At 30.1% G+C, this 16,873-nt stretch carries 17 protein-coding genes and 1 pseudogene; 16 read left to right on the forward strand and 2 right to left on the reverse strand.

Going from position 1 to position 16,873, the window contains the following annotated elements; all coding sequences use genetic code 11:
• Positions 1 to 77 precede the first annotated feature (77 nt).
• The 3 genes from trxA to ACQPVP_RS03945 all read left to right on the forward strand — a co-directional run bounded on the left by trxA (position 78) and on the right by ACQPVP_RS03945 (position 3,139).
• Positions 78 to 392: a thioredoxin gene (gene trxA, locus ACQPVP_RS03935; protein WP_430847441.1), complete on the forward strand. Its 315-nt coding sequence runs from the start codon at positions 78 to 80 to the stop codon at positions 390 to 392.
• A 14-nt stretch (positions 393 to 406) separates the two neighbouring features.
• A complete protein-coding gene (locus tag ACQPVP_RS03940) occupies positions 407 to 1,270 on the forward strand; it encodes an NAD(P)/FAD-dependent oxidoreductase (protein WP_430847443.1) in 864 nt (287 codons plus the stop codon).
• Between the two features lie 132 nt (positions 1,271 to 1,402).
• Positions 1,403 to 3,139 carry an oleate hydratase gene (locus tag ACQPVP_RS03945; protein WP_430847445.1) on the forward strand — a complete coding sequence of 579 codons (1,737 nt, stop codon included), beginning with the start codon at positions 1,403 to 1,405 and terminating at the stop codon, positions 3,137 to 3,139.
• Positions 3,140 to 3,513: 374 nt separating this feature from the next.
• Here ACQPVP_RS03945 and ACQPVP_RS03950 read toward each other — a convergent pair whose 3' ends face one another.
• Positions 3,514 to 4,575 carry an NAD(P)H-dependent flavin oxidoreductase gene (locus ACQPVP_RS03950; RefSeq protein ID WP_430847447.1) on the reverse strand — a complete coding sequence of 354 codons (1,062 nt, stop codon included), beginning with the start codon at positions 4,573 to 4,575 and terminating at the stop codon, positions 3,514 to 3,516.
• Between the two features lie 352 nt (positions 4,576 to 4,927).
• On the opposite strand from ACQPVP_RS03950, the gene ACQPVP_RS03955 reads away from it, so the two are divergent.
• From ACQPVP_RS03955 to ACQPVP_RS04005, 11 genes are read left to right on the forward strand one after another with little or no spacing between them, the layout of a single operon-like run.
• A complete protein-coding gene (locus tag ACQPVP_RS03955) occupies positions 4,928 to 5,905 on the forward strand; it encodes a beta-ketoacyl-ACP synthase III (RefSeq protein WP_430847449.1) in 978 nt (325 codons plus the stop codon).
• 12 nt (positions 5,906 to 5,917) lie between these two features.
• Positions 5,918 to 6,139: an acyl carrier protein gene (gene acpP, locus ACQPVP_RS03960; protein ID WP_430847451.1), complete on the forward strand. Its 222-nt coding sequence runs from the start codon at positions 5,918 to 5,920 to the stop codon at positions 6,137 to 6,139.
• 21 nt (positions 6,140 to 6,160) lie between these two features.
• On the forward strand, positions 6,161 to 7,087 hold the full coding sequence (gene fabK / locus ACQPVP_RS03965) for an enoyl-[acyl-carrier-protein] reductase FabK (protein ID WP_430847453.1): 927 nt from the start codon (positions 6,161 to 6,163) through the stop codon (positions 7,085 to 7,087).
• A 14-nt stretch (positions 7,088 to 7,101) separates the two neighbouring features.
• Entirely contained in the window at positions 7,102 to 8,055 is a 954-nt protein-coding gene (fabD, locus tag ACQPVP_RS03970; protein WP_430847455.1) for an ACP S-malonyltransferase, read from the forward strand.
• Positions 8,048 to 8,791 (forward strand): 3-oxoacyl-[acyl-carrier-protein] reductase, encoded by a 744-nt coding sequence (gene fabG / locus ACQPVP_RS03975; protein ID WP_430847457.1) that lies wholly within the window; start codon positions 8,048 to 8,050, stop codon positions 8,789 to 8,791. The genes fabD and fabG overlap by 8 nt, the downstream gene beginning before the upstream one ends.
• Before the next feature lie 15 nt (positions 8,792 to 8,806).
• A complete protein-coding gene (fabF, locus tag ACQPVP_RS03980) occupies positions 8,807 to 10,048 on the forward strand; it encodes a beta-ketoacyl-ACP synthase II (protein ID WP_430847459.1) in 1,242 nt (413 codons plus the stop codon).
• 1 nt (position 10,049) lies between these two features.
• On the forward strand, positions 10,050 to 10,541 hold the full coding sequence (gene accB, locus ACQPVP_RS03985) for an acetyl-CoA carboxylase biotin carboxyl carrier protein (protein ID WP_430847461.1): 492 nt from the start codon (positions 10,050 to 10,052) through the stop codon (positions 10,539 to 10,541).
• 9 nt (positions 10,542 to 10,550) lie between these two features.
• Positions 10,551 to 10,967, forward strand: a complete 417-nt coding sequence (gene fabZ, locus ACQPVP_RS03990; RefSeq protein WP_430847463.1) for a 3-hydroxyacyl-ACP dehydratase FabZ — start codon at positions 10,551 to 10,553, stop codon at positions 10,965 to 10,967.
• Positions 10,968 to 10,982: 15 nt separating this feature from the next.
• A complete protein-coding gene (locus tag ACQPVP_RS03995) occupies positions 10,983 to 12,326 on the forward strand; it encodes an acetyl-CoA carboxylase biotin carboxylase subunit (protein ID WP_430847465.1) in 1,344 nt (447 codons plus the stop codon).
• A 13-nt stretch (positions 12,327 to 12,339) separates the two neighbouring features.
• A complete protein-coding gene (gene accD / locus ACQPVP_RS04000; protein ID WP_430847467.1) occupies positions 12,340 to 13,197 on the forward strand; it encodes an acetyl-CoA carboxylase, carboxyltransferase subunit beta in 858 nt (285 codons plus the stop codon).
• A gap of 44 nt (positions 13,198 to 13,241) precedes the next feature.
• Positions 13,242 to 13,991 carry an acetyl-CoA carboxylase carboxyltransferase subunit alpha gene (locus ACQPVP_RS04005; RefSeq protein WP_430847755.1) on the forward strand — a complete coding sequence of 250 codons (750 nt, stop codon included), beginning with the start codon at positions 13,242 to 13,244 and terminating at the stop codon, positions 13,989 to 13,991.
• A 613-nt stretch (positions 13,992 to 14,604) separates the two neighbouring features.
• Here the strand turns inward: ACQPVP_RS04005 and ACQPVP_RS04010 are convergent.
• A pseudogene (locus ACQPVP_RS04010) lies at positions 14,605 to 15,625 on the reverse strand (IS6 family transposase).
• 123 nt (positions 15,626 to 15,748) lie between these two features.
• On the opposite strand from ACQPVP_RS04010, the gene ACQPVP_RS04015 reads away from it, so the two are divergent.
• Together ACQPVP_RS04015 and ACQPVP_RS04020 are read left to right on the forward strand one after the other, a co-directional pair.
• Entirely contained in the window at positions 15,749 to 16,243 is a 495-nt protein-coding gene (locus ACQPVP_RS04015) for a deoxycytidylate deaminase (protein ID WP_430847469.1), read from the forward strand.
• A gap of 111 nt (positions 16,244 to 16,354) precedes the next feature.
• Entirely contained in the window at positions 16,355 to 16,873 is a 519-nt protein-coding gene (locus ACQPVP_RS04020) for a YcxB family protein (RefSeq protein ID WP_430847471.1), read from the forward strand.

Below are 16,873 nucleotides of genomic sequence, written 5' to 3' on the forward strand. Positions count from 1 at the left end.
TATATTGACTATTAATAAAAAAATATAGTAGAATAATTAATAATACCCCTATAGGGTATATCAGGAGGTAGATTTAAATGGTTCAACATGTATCTGAAGTTGATTTTAATGAAGTAGTACTAAATTATGAAGGTGTTGTTTTAGTTGATTTTTGGGCAACTTGGTGTGGCCCATGTAAGATGATAGCACCAGTAGTTGAAGAGGTTTCTAATGAAGTAAGTAATGCAAGGTTTGTAAAAGTTGATGTTGATGAAAATGAAAATTTAGCTAATAAATATCAAATATCAAGTATACCAACTTTAATGATATTTAAAAATGGTACTCCTGTTGATACATTAGTAGGATTTATGCCAAAAGATTCTTTAAAAGATGCTATAGTTAAGCATCTATAATTAGAGGTATTATATTGAATAAGAGATATGATATTGCCATTGTAGGTAGTGGACCAGCAGGATTATCAGCAGCATTAAATGCAAAAATTAGAAATAAAGATTTCATTATTTTTGGAAATAAAAATTTAACTAGTAAAATAGTTAAAGCACCTAAAATTAATAATTATTTAGGGTTTTATGGACTTAGCGGAGAAAATTTAAAAGAAAGATTTCAAGAGCACTTAAATGCTATGAATATAGAAATAACGGAAGAAAGAATAAATAGCATATATGCAATGGGAGAATATTTTGCATTAATGGCAAATGATAAGACCTTCGAAGCAAAGTCTGTTATATTAGCTACTGGAATAGAGTTTACAAAGCCTATTAAGGGTGAAGAAGAATATTTAGGTAGAGGTGTTGGATATTGTGCTACTTGTGATGCACCTCTATATAAAGGGAAAACTGTAGTTATAATAGGTCATAATAAAGAGGCTGAAGATGAAACTAATTATGTGTCTGAAATTGCTGGAAAAGTATATTATGTTCCAATGTATAAAGGAAAGTATAATTTAAATGATAATATAATTTTAGTTGAAGATAAACCTATAGAGGTTATAGGTGATTTAAAAATTAAAAAGTTAGTTTTACAAAATTCTGAAATAGAAACTAACGCAGTTTTTATATTAAAAGATTCTATTTCTCCAGGTCAGTTAGTACCTGGCCTAAAAATTGAAGATGAACATATATCAGTTGATAGACTTATGACAACGAATATTAAAGGTTGTTTTGCAGCCGGAGATTGTGTTGGTAAGCCTTATCAATATATAAAGGCTGCAGGAGAAGGAAATATTGCCTCACTTAGTGCAGTAAGATACTTAGATTCTATAAAAAAATAAAAAATATATTAGAGTGCAAAATTATTATAAATTTGTACTCTTTTTTAAAAGTGGTTAAATACTTTTTGCTTTGGATAAACTATAATATTGATATTAAAGAAAATATTATATAGGAAGGTTGAGGTATAGATTATGGCTAAGAAACAAAAAAATAGTAAAGTAAATCCTTTATTAATAGTAAGTGCCGTTGCAGGAGCAGCAGCAGTTGCAGCAGCTGCAAAGAAGGTAAGAGATAATAAAGAAAAGAAAGAGTCTTTCGTAAGATTTAGTGAAAATTTTGTAGATAATAAAGAAAGGCAAGCTTACTTTGTTGGGGGTGGATTAGCATCATTAGCAGGAGCTGCTTATTTAATAAGAGATTGTAATTTTAAAGGAGAAAATATTCATATTATTGAAGGGCTTCATATTTTAGGTGGAAGCAATGACGGAGCTGGAGATTCTACAAATGGATTTATTGTTCGTGGTGGTAGAATGTTAAATGAAGAAACATATGAAAACTTTTGGGAATTATTTAAGACTATACCATCAATCGATATGCCTGGAATGAGTGTTACAGAAGAAATATTAAATTTTGACCATTTACATCCAACTCATTCACAAGCTCGTTTAGTTGATAAGTTTGGAAATATAATAGATGTAACTAGCATGGGATTCAATAATGCAGATCGTTTAGCATTAGGAAAATTAATGATGATGCCAGAAGAAAAATTAGATGATTTAACTATAGAAGATTGGTTTAGAGATACTCCACATTTCTTTAGTACAAATTTCTGGTATATGTGGCAAACAACTTTTGCTTTCCAAAAATGGTCTAGTTTATTTGAATTCAAGCGTTATATGGAGCGTATGATATTTGAATTTTCACGTATAGAAACTTTAGAAGGAGTAACTCGTACAACATACAATCAATATGAATCAGTTATACTTCCAATTAAAGAATATTTAAGTAAGCAAAATGTAGATTTTAGCATAAATGCTACAGTTACAGATATAGATTTCAAACCAGGAGAAGGAATAACTGCAACAGCAATTCATATACAGGATGCTGAAGGGGAAAAGATAATAGAATTAAAAGAAGATGATATATGCATAATGACTAATGGATGTATGACTGATAATGCAACATTAGGAGATTTTAAGACAGCTCCAGAATATAAACCTGAAAATCCAATGTCAGGAAACCTTTGGGAAAAGGTTGCAAAGAAGAAAATGGGACTTGGAAACCCAATACCTTTCTTCGATCATCCAGATCAAACTAACTGGGAAAGCTTTACTGTAACTTGTAAAGGCAATAAGCTATTAAAACTTATTGAACAATTCTCAGGCAATATACCAGGAAGTGGAGCCCTAATGACATTTAGAGATTCAAGTTGGTTAATGAGCATAGTTGTTGCAGCTCAACCTCATTTTAAAAATCAACCAATGGATACAACTATTTTCTGGGGATATGGACTTTATACAGACAAAGTTGGTGATTATGTTAAGAAGCCAATGAGAGAATGTACTGGAGAAGAAATATTAATAGAACTTTTACATCATCTTCACTTTGAAGATCAGCTTGATGAAATTATGGATACAGTAGTAAATGTAATTCCATGTATGATGCCATATATAGATTCTCAATTCCAACCAAGAAAGATGACAGATAGACCTAAGGTAGTACCTGAAGGCTCAACTAACTTTGCTATGATTAGTCAATTTGTTGAAATACCTGAAGATATGGTATTTACTGAAGAGTATTCAGTTCGTGCAGCAAGAATAGCTGTTTATACATTATTGAATGTTAAGCATAAAACTATTATACCTGTAACACCTTATAAAAAAGATCCTAAAGTTCTAATGAAAGCATTAAAAAAATCTTATAGCTAAAATAAGCTGCCTTTGGGCAGCTTATTTTAATAGTTCATAATTCATTATTAATGTATGGTTGATACATCATAAAAGCATGATTTTCACAAATATATTCATCATTCAAATTAAAAACTTTGCTATAAGAATTATTAGAAAAGTACCAATATAAATACTTTCGAATTTTATAGTAATTTTCTCCTAAAAATAACCTGACTTTACTTCTATTTATAGGCTTTTTTTCTATCTAAGACACTATATTTCACCACCTCTCTTCAGGATAATTATAACTTATATCACTATATATTCTTTGGTATAAATATTTCTATAAAAAATATTACTGGAATGAAAATTTCCAGCAATATTTAAATAATAAAAATATTATATATTTTTATCTATTGATTTTTATTCATAAGTTTATCTAGTATTTCTTTAACAGAAACAATTTTATCTATTTTATAGGCATTTGCACCACAAAAAACTAGTCCATTTTCTATATCTCCTTTGACAGCTTTTATTAATGCAGAGCTTATACAATAAGGTGTACTAGCAGGGTTACATGGAATTAGACAATCATAACATTTAGTAACTCTTACCCTTTCATTTTTCAAGGTTTCAGTTAATTTATTTCGAATAGCTCTTCCAGGCATACCTACAGGACTAATAGTAAATTCAATATCTTCTTTTTTACAATTTACATAAGCGTTTTTAAAGTTAATATGAGCATCACATTCATTAGTAGCTACAAATTGAGTAGCTACTTGAACTCCGCTTGCACCAAGTTCTAAATACTTAACCATATCTTCGTGAGTAAAGACTCCTCCAGCCACTATTACAGGTATTTCTTTATCAAATTCTTTTTCAAAGTTTTTAACTTCTTCTATTACACTTAATACGTTCTTATCGAAATTAACTGTTTCGTATTTTATGTTATCTTTCTTAAAACCTAAATGCCCTCCTGCTAAAGGTCCCTCAACTATTACAGCATCTGCTGTTTTATTGAAGTGCTTTTTCCAATAAGTAAGAATAATCTTAGCGGCTTTTGAAGAGGAGACTATTGGTACTAATTTTATACTACTGCCTTTTGTTATTTCTGGTAAGTTTAATGGTAGTCCAGCACCTGATATTATAAGATCAGCACCAGCTTCAATTGCTGCTTTTACATGTTCAATATAGTTGTTTATTGCAACCATAACATTAACACCAATGATTCCGTTGCCACTTATTTCTTTAGCTTTTTTTATATGTTTAGTTAGTCCTCTTAAATTAGCTGCTAGGGTATTAGTTTCAAAATCTTCTTCTTGATATCCAGGATGAGCAGCAGATATAACTCCTATTGCACCTTGTTTTGCAACTGCTCCAGCAAGATTTGATAATGATATACCAACACCCATTCCACCTTGAATTATAGGTATTTTTGCAATTAAATTGCCTATTGTTAATGGTTTAATATTCATAAATATACTCCTTTTATAAAATAAGAATAATACTTTGATAATCAAAGTATTATTAATAGTATAATCTAGTAATTTTAAAAATACAATAATATTAAAAAATAATTACGAATATTGACAAAATAAAAAAATGGTATTATTATGATGATATTAGTTTGATAATCAAAATATTCGAATTGCATAAAGTTATCAATATCATTAAAAACTCAGTTAATTTTGATTTATAATAACTAATTCAAAAAAATAATAAAGTATTGTTTCAATATAATTAAATACTTTGATAATAAAAATATTTGAAAGAAATATAAAATATAATAAGAGGAAAAAACTTTTATATTTTAGAAAGAGGAGTTAAATGAAGGGAGTAAAATTACTTGGATTTGGTCATTATTGTCCAGAGAATATAGTTACTAATAAAGATTTAGAAACTATAGTTGAAACTACCGATGACTGGATAATAAAAAGAACTGGTATTAAAGAAAGAAAAATATCAACTGGTGAAGGCACTGTTGAATTAGCGTATAAAGCAGCTTTAAATGCATTAAAAAACAGTAACTGTAGTAAAGATGATATAGATTTAATAATTGTAGCAACTACTTCTCCAGATAAATTAATGCCATCAACAGCTTGTAGTATTCAAGGACTTTTAGGATGTAAAAATGCAGCTGCTTTTGATATAGCAGCAGCTTGTTCAGGTTTTGTATACTCACTGATAGTTGCATCTAGCTTAATAAAATCTACAGACAAAAAGAGGGCTTTAATTATAGGATCAGAAGTATTGTCAAAAATAGTAGATTGGTCTGATAGAAGTACTTGTGTATTGTTCGGTGATGGAGCAGGAGCAGCGGTATTAGAGCTTTGTGAAGAGGAAGATTCAATAATTAGCACTTGTTTTTCAGCTGATGGTAATTTAGGAGAAAAATCATTAGTAGCTGCAGAATTAAAATTAAATACACCTTTTGCTCAAGATAACTCTATTGAAAAGAGATATGTTGAAATGAAGGGTGGTGAAGTATTTAAATTTGCAGTTTCAGTATTACCTGAAATGGTTAAAGAATTATTATCTAAATCAAATGAAGATATAGATAATATAAAATATATTATTCCACATCAAGCAAATTTAAGAATAATAGATGAAGCTGCAAGAAGATTAAAAATTAATAAAGAAAAGTTTTATATTAATGTTGATAGATATGGCAATACTTCAGCAGCAAGTATTCCAATAGCATTAAGTGAGCTTTTTGAAAAAGATCTTATAAAAAAGGGAGACAAAATTATTTTAGCAGCCTTTGGAGGGGGACTAACTTGGGCTGGAGCATTAATTAAATTTTAGGAGGAAATAAAAATGGTATTTGAAAAAATTAAGGAAATAGTAGTTGATCAATTAGGAGTTAATGAGGAGAATGTTAAATTAGAAACTAGTTTTATTGAAGATTTAGGAGCTGATTCATTAGATTTATTCCAAGTAGTTATGGATATTGAAGATGCCTTTAATGTAAAAGTAGATAATGTTGAAAATATTAAGACTGTTGGAGATGCAGTTAAATATATAGAGAGTGCTATATAAAAATAAAATGGAGGAAGACTCATGGATAAAAATATTTGCAATTTGTTAAATATTAAATACCCTATTTTTCAAGGGGGAATGGCATGGGTTTCAGATAGTTCTTTAGCAGCTGCAGTTTCAAATGCAGGTGGTCTTGGAATAATTGCAGGGGCAAATGCTCCTGCAAGTTTTGTAAGAGAACAAATTAAAAGAGCTAAGGAATTAACTGATAAACCATTTGGTGTAAATATAATGTTACTTTCTGAAAATGCAGATGAGTTATCAGAAATAGTAATTGAAGAAGAGGTTAAAGTAGTTACAACAGGAGCGGGAAATCCAGGAAAGTACATGAAAAAGTGGAAGAATGCTGGAATAAAGGTTATACCAGTTGTAGCTTCAGTAGCCTTAGCAAAAAGAATGGAAAGAGCAGGAGCAGATGCAATTATTGCAGAAGGATGTGAAGCAGGAGGACATATTGGGAAATTAACTACTATGGTTTTATTACCACAAGTTGTTGATGCAGTAAGTATTCCTGTTATAGCGGCTGGTGGAATTGGAGACGGAAGAGGAATAGCAGCAGTATTTATGTTAGGGGCAAAAGGTATTCAAGTCGGAACAAGGTTTTTAGTAGCTGATGAGTGTACAATACATGATAATTATAAGGAAGCAGTTATTAAGGCAAAAGATATAGATACAGTTGTAACAGGTAGACCAACAGGGCATCCTGTTCAAGTTATTAAAAATAAATTAGCAAGAGAGTATATGAATCTTGAAAAGGAAAATGCTCCGATTGAAAAAATAGAGGAATTAGGAAGAGGAGCTTTAAAAAAAGCTGTAAAAGATGGGGATATTGAAAATGGCTCACTCATGGCAGGGCAAATTTCAGGACTTGTTAATAAAAGACAAAGTGCTAAAGAGATAATTGAAGAAATGTTTAGTGAGTATGAAAAAGTTAAGAGTAGCCTTTAAGAGGAGATGAAAATATGAAAATAGCATTTATTTTTGCAGGTCAAGGTTCTCAATATATAGGTATGGGCAAGGAATTATATGATAATATTTTAGTTTGTAGAGAAACTTTTGATAAAGCAAGAGAATTATTAGATTTTGATATAAAAGAGTTAATGTTTAACGGAGAAAAAGAAGAGTTAGATATTACAGAAAATACTCAGCTTGCAATATTAGCTACTTCTATTATGGCAAAGAAGGCATTAGAGGAAAAAGGAATCAGGCCAGATGTAGTTTCTGGATTAAGTTTAGGAGAATATTCAGCATTAGTTGCAGCAAATGCATTATCTTTTGATGAAGCAATTCCTCTAATAAGAAAAAGAGGGAAGTTTATGCAGGAAGCTGTACCAGTAGGTATTGGTTCTATGGCTGCTATTATAGGATTAGAGTTAAATAAAATAAAATTAGCTTTAAATGAAGCAAGTGCTATTGGAATAGTTGAAATCGCTAATTATAACACTCACAATCAAATTGTTATTGGTGGAGAAAAAGAGGCTGTAGAAAAGGCAAGAGAACTATGTTTAAAAACTGGAGCTAGAAGAGCAATTCCATTAAAGGTTTCTGGACCATTTCATACATCTTTACTCGAAAGTGCTTCAGTTAAACTTAAAGAAGAGCTAGATAAAATAGAATTTAAAAAGCCAGAAGTAAAAATAATATCTAATGTTACAGCTGATTTCATTGAAAATAATGAAGAAATAAGGGAATTACTTTATAAACAAGTTAAATCTTCTGTTAGATGGAGTGAAAGCATAAATAAAATGTTAAATATGGGTATAGATACTTTTATTGAACTTGGACCTGGAAAGGTACTAAGTGGATTTATAAAAGAAATTAGTAGAGAAAAAAGTTTAAAGGTTAATATTTTTAATATTGAAGATATAAAATCTTTAAATAAAACTTTAGAAGGGATTGGAGTTTTGAATGATTAAAAATAAAAATGCAATAGTGACAGGTGGCGTAAGAGGAATTGGAAAAGAAATAGCAAGAAGCCTAGCAGAAAATGGAGCTAATATTGCAATTAATTATAGAAAATTTACTGATGAAATTAAATTATTTGTTCAAGAATTAAATTCTCTTGGAGTAAAAGTTTTAACTTTTAAATGTGATGTTAGTAAAGAAGAAGAAGTTGAAGAATTTATAAAAGAGGTTAAGAATAGCTTTGGTAGTATAGATATATTAGTAAATAATGCTGGGATAACTAAAGATGGTCTGCTATTAAGAATGAGCGAAAAAGATTTTAATGATGTAATTGATGTTAACTTAAAAGGCACATTTAATATGACAAAAGCTGTATCATCAATAATGGTTAGACAAAGATATGGAAAGATAATTAATATTTCTTCAGTTGTGGGTGTAGCTGGAAATGCAGGTCAATGCAATTATGCGGCTTCTAAAGCAGGAGTTATAGGATTCTCCAAATCAATAGCAAGAGAGCTAGCATCAAGAAATATAAATGTTAATGTAATAGCTCCGGGATATATTAATACAGATATGACTAAAGTTCTACCAGATAAGGTAAAAGAAGAGGTTTTAAAGACTATTCCTATGAAGAAAATAGGAGAACCTAGAGAAATAGCTAATTTAGCTCTATTCCTATCATCTAATTTATCAGACTATATTACAGGGCAAGTAATAAATGTAGATGGTGGAATGGTTATGCATTAAAAGGAGAGAAGTAGTATGAAAAGAAGAGTAGTAGTTACAGGTATGGGTGCTATAACACCAATTGGTAATTCTATTGAAAGTCTCTGGAATTCTGTAAAAGAAGGAAAAAATGGTATAGATAATATTACTTATTTTGACACATCAGATTTTAAAGTTAAGGTGGCAGCAGAAGTTAAAGATTTTAATGCAGAAGAGCACTTAGGAAGAAAAGAAGCAAAAAGATTAGATAAATTTACTCAGTTTGCATTAGTAGCAGCAAAAGAGTGCATTAAAGATAGTAAGATAGATTTAGATTCTGTTGATAGAGAAAGATTTGGAGTTGTATTTAGTTCAGGAATTGGTGGACTTATTACTATTGAAAATCAAATGACCAATTTGATTAATAGGGGACCTAGCAGAGTATCACCAATGGCAATTCCAGCTATAATTTCAAATATGGCAGCTGGTGCAATTTCTATTGAGTTCGGAATATTAGGAACTTGTTTAAGTGTTACAACAGCATGTGCTTCATCAACTCATGCTATTGGAGAAGCATATAGAAGTATAAAAGATGGATATTTAGATAGGGCAATAGTTGGTGGTACTGAAGCATCTATTTGTAGATTTGGTATTGCAGGCTTCCAATCTTTAACTGCTCTTAGTAAAAGTGAAGATATAAATAGAGCATCAATTCCTTTTGATAAAGACAGAAGTGGATTTGTTATGGGAGAAGGTGCAGGAGCATTAATATTAGAAGATTTAGAAAGTGCATTAAATAGAGGTGCAAAGATTTATGGTGAAGTAGTTGGTTATGGAACAACTTGTGATGCTTATCACATTACATCACCACGATCAGATGGGGATGGGGCATATAGAGCTATGAGAGATGCTATAAATAGTGCTAATATAAATCCTAATGAAATTGGCTATATAAATGCTCATGGAACTTCAACAGAAATTAATGATAAAGTTGAAACTTTAGCAATTAAAAATGCTTTTGGTGAAGCAGCAAAAGAAGTATATGTAAGTTCTACAAAGTCAATGACAGGACATTTACTTGGGGCAGCAGGAGCAGTAGAAGCAATAATATCAATTAAAGCATTAGAAGATGGATTTATTCCAGCAAATATAAATTATTTAAATCCAGATGAAGATTGTGATTTAAATTTAGTTGTAAATGAAGGAAAGAATAAAGAAATAGATTATGCTATGTCTAATTCATTAGGCTTTGGTGGCCATAATGGAACAGTAATATTTAAAAAGTGGAGAGGAAAGTAAGATGTTAACTTATGAACAAATTAAGGAAATAATAGAATCAATAGATTCATCTTCTCTTAGGGTCTTTGAATTAGAAGAGCAAGGTTTTAAATTAAAATTAAGTAAAAATGAAGAAACTTCAAAGGAAATAATAAAGGAAAGTAACTCTTTAAATGAAGTTAAATCAGAAATTCCTTCATTAGAAAACAATAATATAGTAATTAACAATAAAGCAGAAATAAATAATGATATAAATGAATCTTCAAATAATGATGAATCTTATAATGTAGTTAAATCTCCTTTAGTTGGAACTTATTATTCATCAGGAACTCAAGGTGGAAAGCCTTATGTTGAAAAAGGTGATAAGGTTAAAAAAGGGGATGTTCTTTGTATAGTAGAAGCTATGAAGATTATGAATGAAATAACTTCTGAATATGATGGCGAAATAGTTGAAGTATTAAGAAGTGATGAAGATATTGTTGAGTATGGAATGGAATTATTTAAGATAAAGTAGGTGAATATTTTGGATATAAAAGAAATAATGGAAATAATACCTCATAGATATCCATTTTTACTAATAGACAGAGTAGAGTCTTTAGAAGATACTAAGATAGTAGCTATAAAAAATGTAACTATGAATGAGTATTTCTTTCAAGGACATTTTCCAGTGGAACCAGTAATGCCAGGAGTTTTAATTGTTGAGGCCTTAGCTCAAACTGGAGCAGTTGCTTTACTAAAAAGGGAAGAATTTAAAGGAAAGATTGCTTACTTCGGTGGAATTAATAAAGCAAAATTTAGAAGGAAAGTAGTACCTGGAGATACACTAAGATTAGAAGTTGAACTTACAAAAATTAGGGGATCAGCAGGAATAGGTAAAGGAATTGCTTATGTAGATGACAAAAAGGTCTGTGAGGCAGAGCTAACTTTTATGGTTGGATAATAAAGAGGTGTTTTTATGATTAGAAAGGTATTGATAGCTAACAGAGGAGAAATAGCAGTAAGAATAATAAGAGCTTGCAAAGAACTTGGAATAAAAACAGTAGCTATTTACTCAGAGGCTGACAAAGATGCAATGCACGCACAGTTGGCAGATGAAGCTATTTGTGTTGGAAAGCCTAAATCTAAGGACTCATATTTAAATGAAAGTAATATTATAAGTGCAGCAGTAATAACAAAATGTAATGCCATTCATCCGGGCTTTGGATTTTTATCTGAAAATGCAGAATTTGCATCAATATGTGAAGAATGTAATATTAAATTTATTGGACCTAATAGTGATACTATTGGAATAATGGGAGATAAGTCTAGAGCAAGAGAGATTATGAGAAATGCAGATGTTCCTATAATTCCTGGTAGTAATGGAATAGTTAAAAGTTTAGATGATGCATATTCCGAAGCAGAGAAAATAGGATATCCAGTAATGATAAAAGCAGCTTTAGGAGGAGGCGGTAAAGGAATAAGAATAGTTCATAGCAAAGATGAATTAGAAAATGCTTATTTTACTGCAAAAACTGAAGCAAAGGTTAATTTTGGAGATGAGACTATCTATATGGAAAAGTTTATCGAAAACCCAAGACATATAGAGTTTCAAATTTTAGGAGATGAACATGGTAACATAGTACATTTAGGAGAAAGAGATTGTACTGTTCAAAGAAGAAATCAAAAGGTATTAGAAGAAGCCCCTTCTACTATTTTAAGTGATGAACTTAGGAGAGAAATGGGAAAGGCTGCTATAAATGCTGCAAAAGCGGTAAACTATGTAAATGCAGGTACTATAGAATTTTTAGTAGATAAGCATGGACATTTTTATTTTATGGAAATGAACACTAGAATACAAGTTGAACATCCTATAACAGAGATGGTTACATCTATAGATATAGTAAAAGAACAAATAAAGATTGCTAATGGAGAAAGATTAGAATTTTCTCAAGAAGATATTAAAATTAAAGGGCATGCTATTGAATGTAGAATAAATGCTGAAAATCCAAGTAAGGGATTTATACCTTCTCCAGGAAGGATAGAGTTTTTAAATTTACCTGGTGGTAATGGAATAAGGGTAGACACTGCAGTGTTTACAGGATATACTATACCGCCGACTTATGATTCTATGATAGCAAAATTAATAGCCTATGGTAATAATAGAGAAGAAGCTATTAATAAGATGCTAAGGGCATTGGATGAGTTTGTAATTGAAGGAATTGAAAATAATATTGAGTTTCAAATAGATATTTTAAATAATGAAAAATTTCGCTTAGGGAATTATGATACTAGTTTCATAAGCAAAGAATACAATTTATAGTTGGTGAAAAATTATGGGGATTTTTAAGAAAAGACAGTATGGAGTTATAAACATAACTAATTTAGAAGAAAAGGATATACCAGTAGTTCCAGATGGAACTTGGATTAAATGTAGCAATTGTGGTAAGATTCTATATAAAAAATCTTTAGAGGAAAATTATAATATTTGTACTAATTGTAACTATCATTTTAGACTTGGTAGTTATGAAAGAATTGAACAAATTTGTGATAAAGGAAGCTTTAAGGAGTTTAATAAATACATGAAGTCAAAAAATCCAATGAACTTCCCAAACTATGAAGAAAAATTAAAAATAAATGAAGAAAAAAGTGGTATAACTGAGGCGGTAGTAACAGGTGAATGTGAAATCGGTGGAAATAAAGCAGTTATTGCTGTCATGGATTCAAACTTTTTAATGGGAAGTATGGGAACTGTAGTTGGAGAAAAAATCACTATTGCAGTGGAAGAAGCTACAAAAAGAAGACTACCTATTATTATATTTACAGCTTCAGGTGGAGCAAGAATGCAAGAGGGAATACTATCTCTTATGCAAATGGCTAAAATAAGTAGTGCATTATCAAGACATAGTGATGCTGGTTTACTTTATATAACTGTATTAACAGATCCAACAACAGGAGGGGTAACAGCTAGTTTTGCAATGCTTGGAGATATAATATTAGCAGAACCAAAAGCTTTAGTTGGTTTTGCAGGAAGAAGAGTAATAGAAGGAACTATAAAAGAAAAATTGCCTGAAGATTTTCAAAGTGCAGAATTTTTATTAGAACATGGATTTATAGATAATATTATTAAAAGAGAAAATTTAAAAATGGCTCTTTCAACTCTTTTAAATTTTCATAGAGTTAAGGAGGTGTAGTTGTGAAAGATATTAAAGCTTATGATAGATTACGAATTGCTAGAATGATAGAAAGACCGACTACACTAGATTATATAGATAAGATATTTACAAACTTTTTTGAATTGCATGGAGATAGAGTCTTTAGGGATGATAAATCAATAGTTGGTGGTATAGGCCTTTTAAATGGTATGCCTATCACTATAGTTGGTATTCAAAAAGGAAAAGATTTAAAAGAAAATATGGAAAGAAATTTCGGTTCTCCACATCCTGAAGGATATAGAAAAGCACTAAGATTAATGAAGCAAGCCGAAAAGTTTAATAGACCAATTGTATGTTTTATAAATACTTCTGGTGCGTATTGTGGGATAGAAGCAGAAGAAAGAGGGCAAGGAGAAGCTATAGCGAGGAATTTAATTGAAATTGCTCAAATTAGTGTGCCTATAATTTCTATAATAATTGGAGAAGGTGGAAGTGGAGGAGCTATTGCATTAGCTTGCGGAGATAAAGTATGGATGCTTGAAAACTCAGTTTATTCTATATTATCTCCTGAAGGATTTGCTTCTATATTATTAAAGGATTCATCAAAATCAAAGGAAGTCGCAGAAATAATGGGAATAACATCTTATGAACTTTTAGAGCAAGGTGTAATTGAAAAAATTATAAAAGAGCCTAAAGGAGGAGCTCATAAGAATGTAGACATAGTTGCAACTTCAATAAGAGATGAACTAATAAAAGAATTTAAAGTATTATTTAAAAAATCAAAAGATAAACTTTTAGAAGAAAGATATCAAAGGTTTAGAAAATTTAAGTAAAATAAAGAAATATAATATCTCGCTTATTCAGTCATATGCATTCCAAGTCAACACGAGATATTATATTTCTTTTAATATACTGAATGAAGAAACTCCTCATATTTCGGAGTTTCTAAAAATACTTATTCCGTCGCGAACTCCAAGTCAACGTAAAATGATATTTACCCTTTCAGAACACAAGGAATAAATTCCTCACTATTCGGAATTTATGATATGTTCGCTTATTCCGTCACATTCGTTCCAATGAGATATTGTCTTTTCTTTATATTTGAATCTTTGATTAATATAGAATATTTTGAAATTGATGCTATAATAAATATATATATTAAATTTTAATATTTTATTAAGTAAAATAAACTAATGAAGAATGTAAAATACATAATTAAGTTTAAAATTTTTAATTTTTGCTTAGCAAAACATCCTAAATTCTTCATTCTTCATTTTTAATTCTTAATTATTTGAATCTGTTAAGCTGTTATGAAAAAAATAGCATGATTTTTCATAGAATTACTCGCTCTTTGAAAATTATATAAGTTTGAATATTTTATTGCATGGCAAACAAGCCTGCAATAGAATTGATTTTTTGCAGGTTAAATAAAGGTATTAAGTTTAATTAAGCTGCTGAAAACCAACAGTTTTTAGCAAAGCTATCGCTAGCGAAGCCAGCAACTTCTGCTGGAGTAAAGTTATTTAGTGATCCATGTGGTCTGATAAAGTTATAGTGAAAGATAAACAAGTAAATTAGGTTATTAGCTTTGTCAAAAGAGTTAAATCATTTTTTAGCTTTATACCAAGCTTTAAATGTCTTGTTAAATGATTCTATTAAGTTATTATTTATATCACTAGACATTGGTGCTACAGGTACATGTTCAGTATTTGGCAATACTGTAGCGGCAGCTTCGTTATACGAAGGTAATCTATCAGTTATAAAGTAAGTGGGTTCACCACAATTTTTAGCTTCATTTATTAAGGCATAAGCAGAATCAGAACTTCTAGACTTAGTTAGATGAAATGCTAGAATAAATCTAGTTTCAGAATCAATAGCTAACCAGATAGTACCTTTCACCATTAATAAATACTACTGTTTCATCAGCGTGCCAATCGTCAGATTGTAAGTTTAAACTAGCTTTGAATTTATCAGCTTTCTGTTTAAAGAAAGGTGCAAATTTATTAGTCCAACTTGCTATAGTAACATGGGATACCTTAATACCAGAGTTAATCATCAAGAATTGAGAAATAGTTCTTGTTGATGAATTATTTAAAAAGTATAGCGTTAATGCAGTTAATATTACATGTAGAGGAAAACGCATTCCTTTCATTGAAAGGGAACCGCTAACTCACTCACTAGAAGCATTTTCAATATTCGTAGTATGATGTTTTACTATTATGTGATTACACTTCTTGTTATTGCACTTATAGCGATTGTAATGTTTATATGCATGATGTAAGTAAGTTCCCTTACCGCATCTAGGACACTTTGGATTATTAAGTTTAGGACGTCCGCCACCGTCGCCTAAGGCGAACTGGCGTTTACATTGCTTACATTGATACTTTTGTTTAGCCTGCTTATTCATACCAAACTTGTATAGTTTATCAGAATTACAGCGTGGGCATTTTATATTAGTTTTGTTCATTGTTCTTCTCTCCTTTTTAAGGGGGTATTATTTAGTTTTGCAAACATATTGTATTTCCTATGGTTGAGAAGAGCAATGTTCATATAACTTAACAGATCGAATTATTTAATTGGGGGGATTTAATTGAAAAGAATAGATTATATATCTTGGGATGAATATTTTATGGGCGTTGCTATTTTAGCTGGTATGAGAAGTAAGGATCCAAGTACCCAAGTTGGAGCATGTATAGTTGATAATGATAATAAAATATTAAGTCAAGGGTATAATGGGTTACCTAGAGGATGCTCTGATGATGAGTTTCCATGGGATAGAGAAGGTAATATGCTTGAAACAAAATATCCTTATGTAGTTCATGCGGAGTTAAATGCAATATTAAATTGTAGAGGAACAAATTTATTAGGTTCTAAAATATATGTTGCCTTATTCCCATGTAATGAATGTGCGAAGGCGATAATTCAGTCAGGTATTAAAGAAGTTGTTTATTTATCTGATAAATATGCTGATACAGATATAGTTAAAGCATCAAAGAGAATGCTTAGTGCTGCAGGAGTTAAAATGACTAAACTAGAGCCTAAAAATAGGACTATAGAGATATCTTTTGATATAAACAATATTTAATTTAGTTAAGGAAGCGATAGCTTCCTTTTTATTTACACATCATGGAAATTAATAGTATGATAAATTAGGAGTATATATTATTTTGAGAATTTATATAAGGAGGGAACATATATGTTTGATAGCACAGGGGTAGTTAATGAAGAAATAGTAAGGACTTTTAAAAGTGGGATATTACCATTTGCAACGGAATTTTTTTTTAGAACAATGATTTTTATATGTATGGGATTTGGAATTCTAAGTATATTCATGACTGAGAATAAAGCTTTTTTATTAAGTTTTTCTTTATTAACTATTATTTTTATTGCAGAATATCTTTATATTATAAATAAAGTTATTAAAATATGTATAAAGCGCATGGAAGAGTCTGTTGGGAAAAAGGAAAGTAAATATAATGTATATTTTGATGAAGAAGGGGCTATAGTAAATAATTTAGATACAGGAATAAAATCACATATGAAATACGATGTATTTAAGAGATTTGCAGAAACTTCTACTGCATATGCACTTTTTACAAAATCAAATGAAATTATTGTTATATTTAAAGATTGCTTGAACAAAAGTGAAATTGACGAATTTAAAGGATTTATAAAAGAAAAATGCCAATTGAAATCAAGTCTTTTTATCAGATAA

Origin of the sequence: Clostridium nigeriense, assembly GCF_050585265.1 — a bacterium.
Taxonomy (GTDB): Bacteria; Bacillota; Clostridia; order Clostridiales; family Clostridiaceae; genus Clostridium; species Clostridium nigeriense_B.

Bases quoted from the DNA above. Each gene is read 5' to 3' on its own strand.
- trxA (WP_430847441.1), top strand. From the start codon at position 78: ATGGTTCAACATGTATCTGAAGTTGATTTTAATGAAGTAGTACTAAAT.
- ACQPVP_RS03945 (WP_430847445.1), top strand. From the start codon at position 1,403: ATGGCTAAGAAACAAAAAAATAGTAAAGTAAATCCTTTATTAATAGTA.
- ACQPVP_RS03950 (WP_430847447.1), bottom strand. From the start codon at position 4,575: ATGAATATTAAACCATTAACAATAGGCAATTTAATTGCAAAAATACCT.
- ACQPVP_RS03955 (WP_430847449.1), top strand. From the start codon at position 4,928: ATGAAGGGAGTAAAATTACTTGGATTTGGTCATTATTGTCCAGAGAAT.
- acpP (WP_430847451.1), top strand. From the start codon at position 5,918: ATGGTATTTGAAAAAATTAAGGAAATAGTAGTTGATCAATTAGGAGTT.
- fabK (WP_430847453.1), top strand. From the start codon at position 6,161: ATGGATAAAAATATTTGCAATTTGTTAAATATTAAATACCCTATTTTT.
- fabD (WP_430847455.1), top strand. From the start codon at position 7,102: ATGAAAATAGCATTTATTTTTGCAGGTCAAGGTTCTCAATATATAGGT.
- fabG (WP_430847457.1), top strand. From the start codon at position 8,048: ATGATTAAAAATAAAAATGCAATAGTGACAGGTGGCGTAAGAGGAATT.
- fabF (WP_430847459.1), top strand. From the start codon at position 8,807: ATGAAAAGAAGAGTAGTAGTTACAGGTATGGGTGCTATAACACCAATT.
- accB (WP_430847461.1), top strand. From the start codon at position 10,050: ATGTTAACTTATGAACAAATTAAGGAAATAATAGAATCAATAGATTCA.
- ACQPVP_RS03995 (WP_430847465.1), top strand. From the start codon at position 10,983: ATGATTAGAAAGGTATTGATAGCTAACAGAGGAGAAATAGCAGTAAGA.
- accD (WP_430847467.1), top strand. From the start codon at position 12,340: ATGGGGATTTTTAAGAAAAGACAGTATGGAGTTATAAACATAACTAAT.
- ACQPVP_RS04005 (WP_430847755.1), top strand. From the start codon at position 13,242: ATGATAGAAAGACCGACTACACTAGATTATATAGATAAGATATTTACA.
- ACQPVP_RS04020 (WP_430847471.1), top strand. From the start codon at position 16,355: ATGTTTGATAGCACAGGGGTAGTTAATGAAGAAATAGTAAGGACTTTT.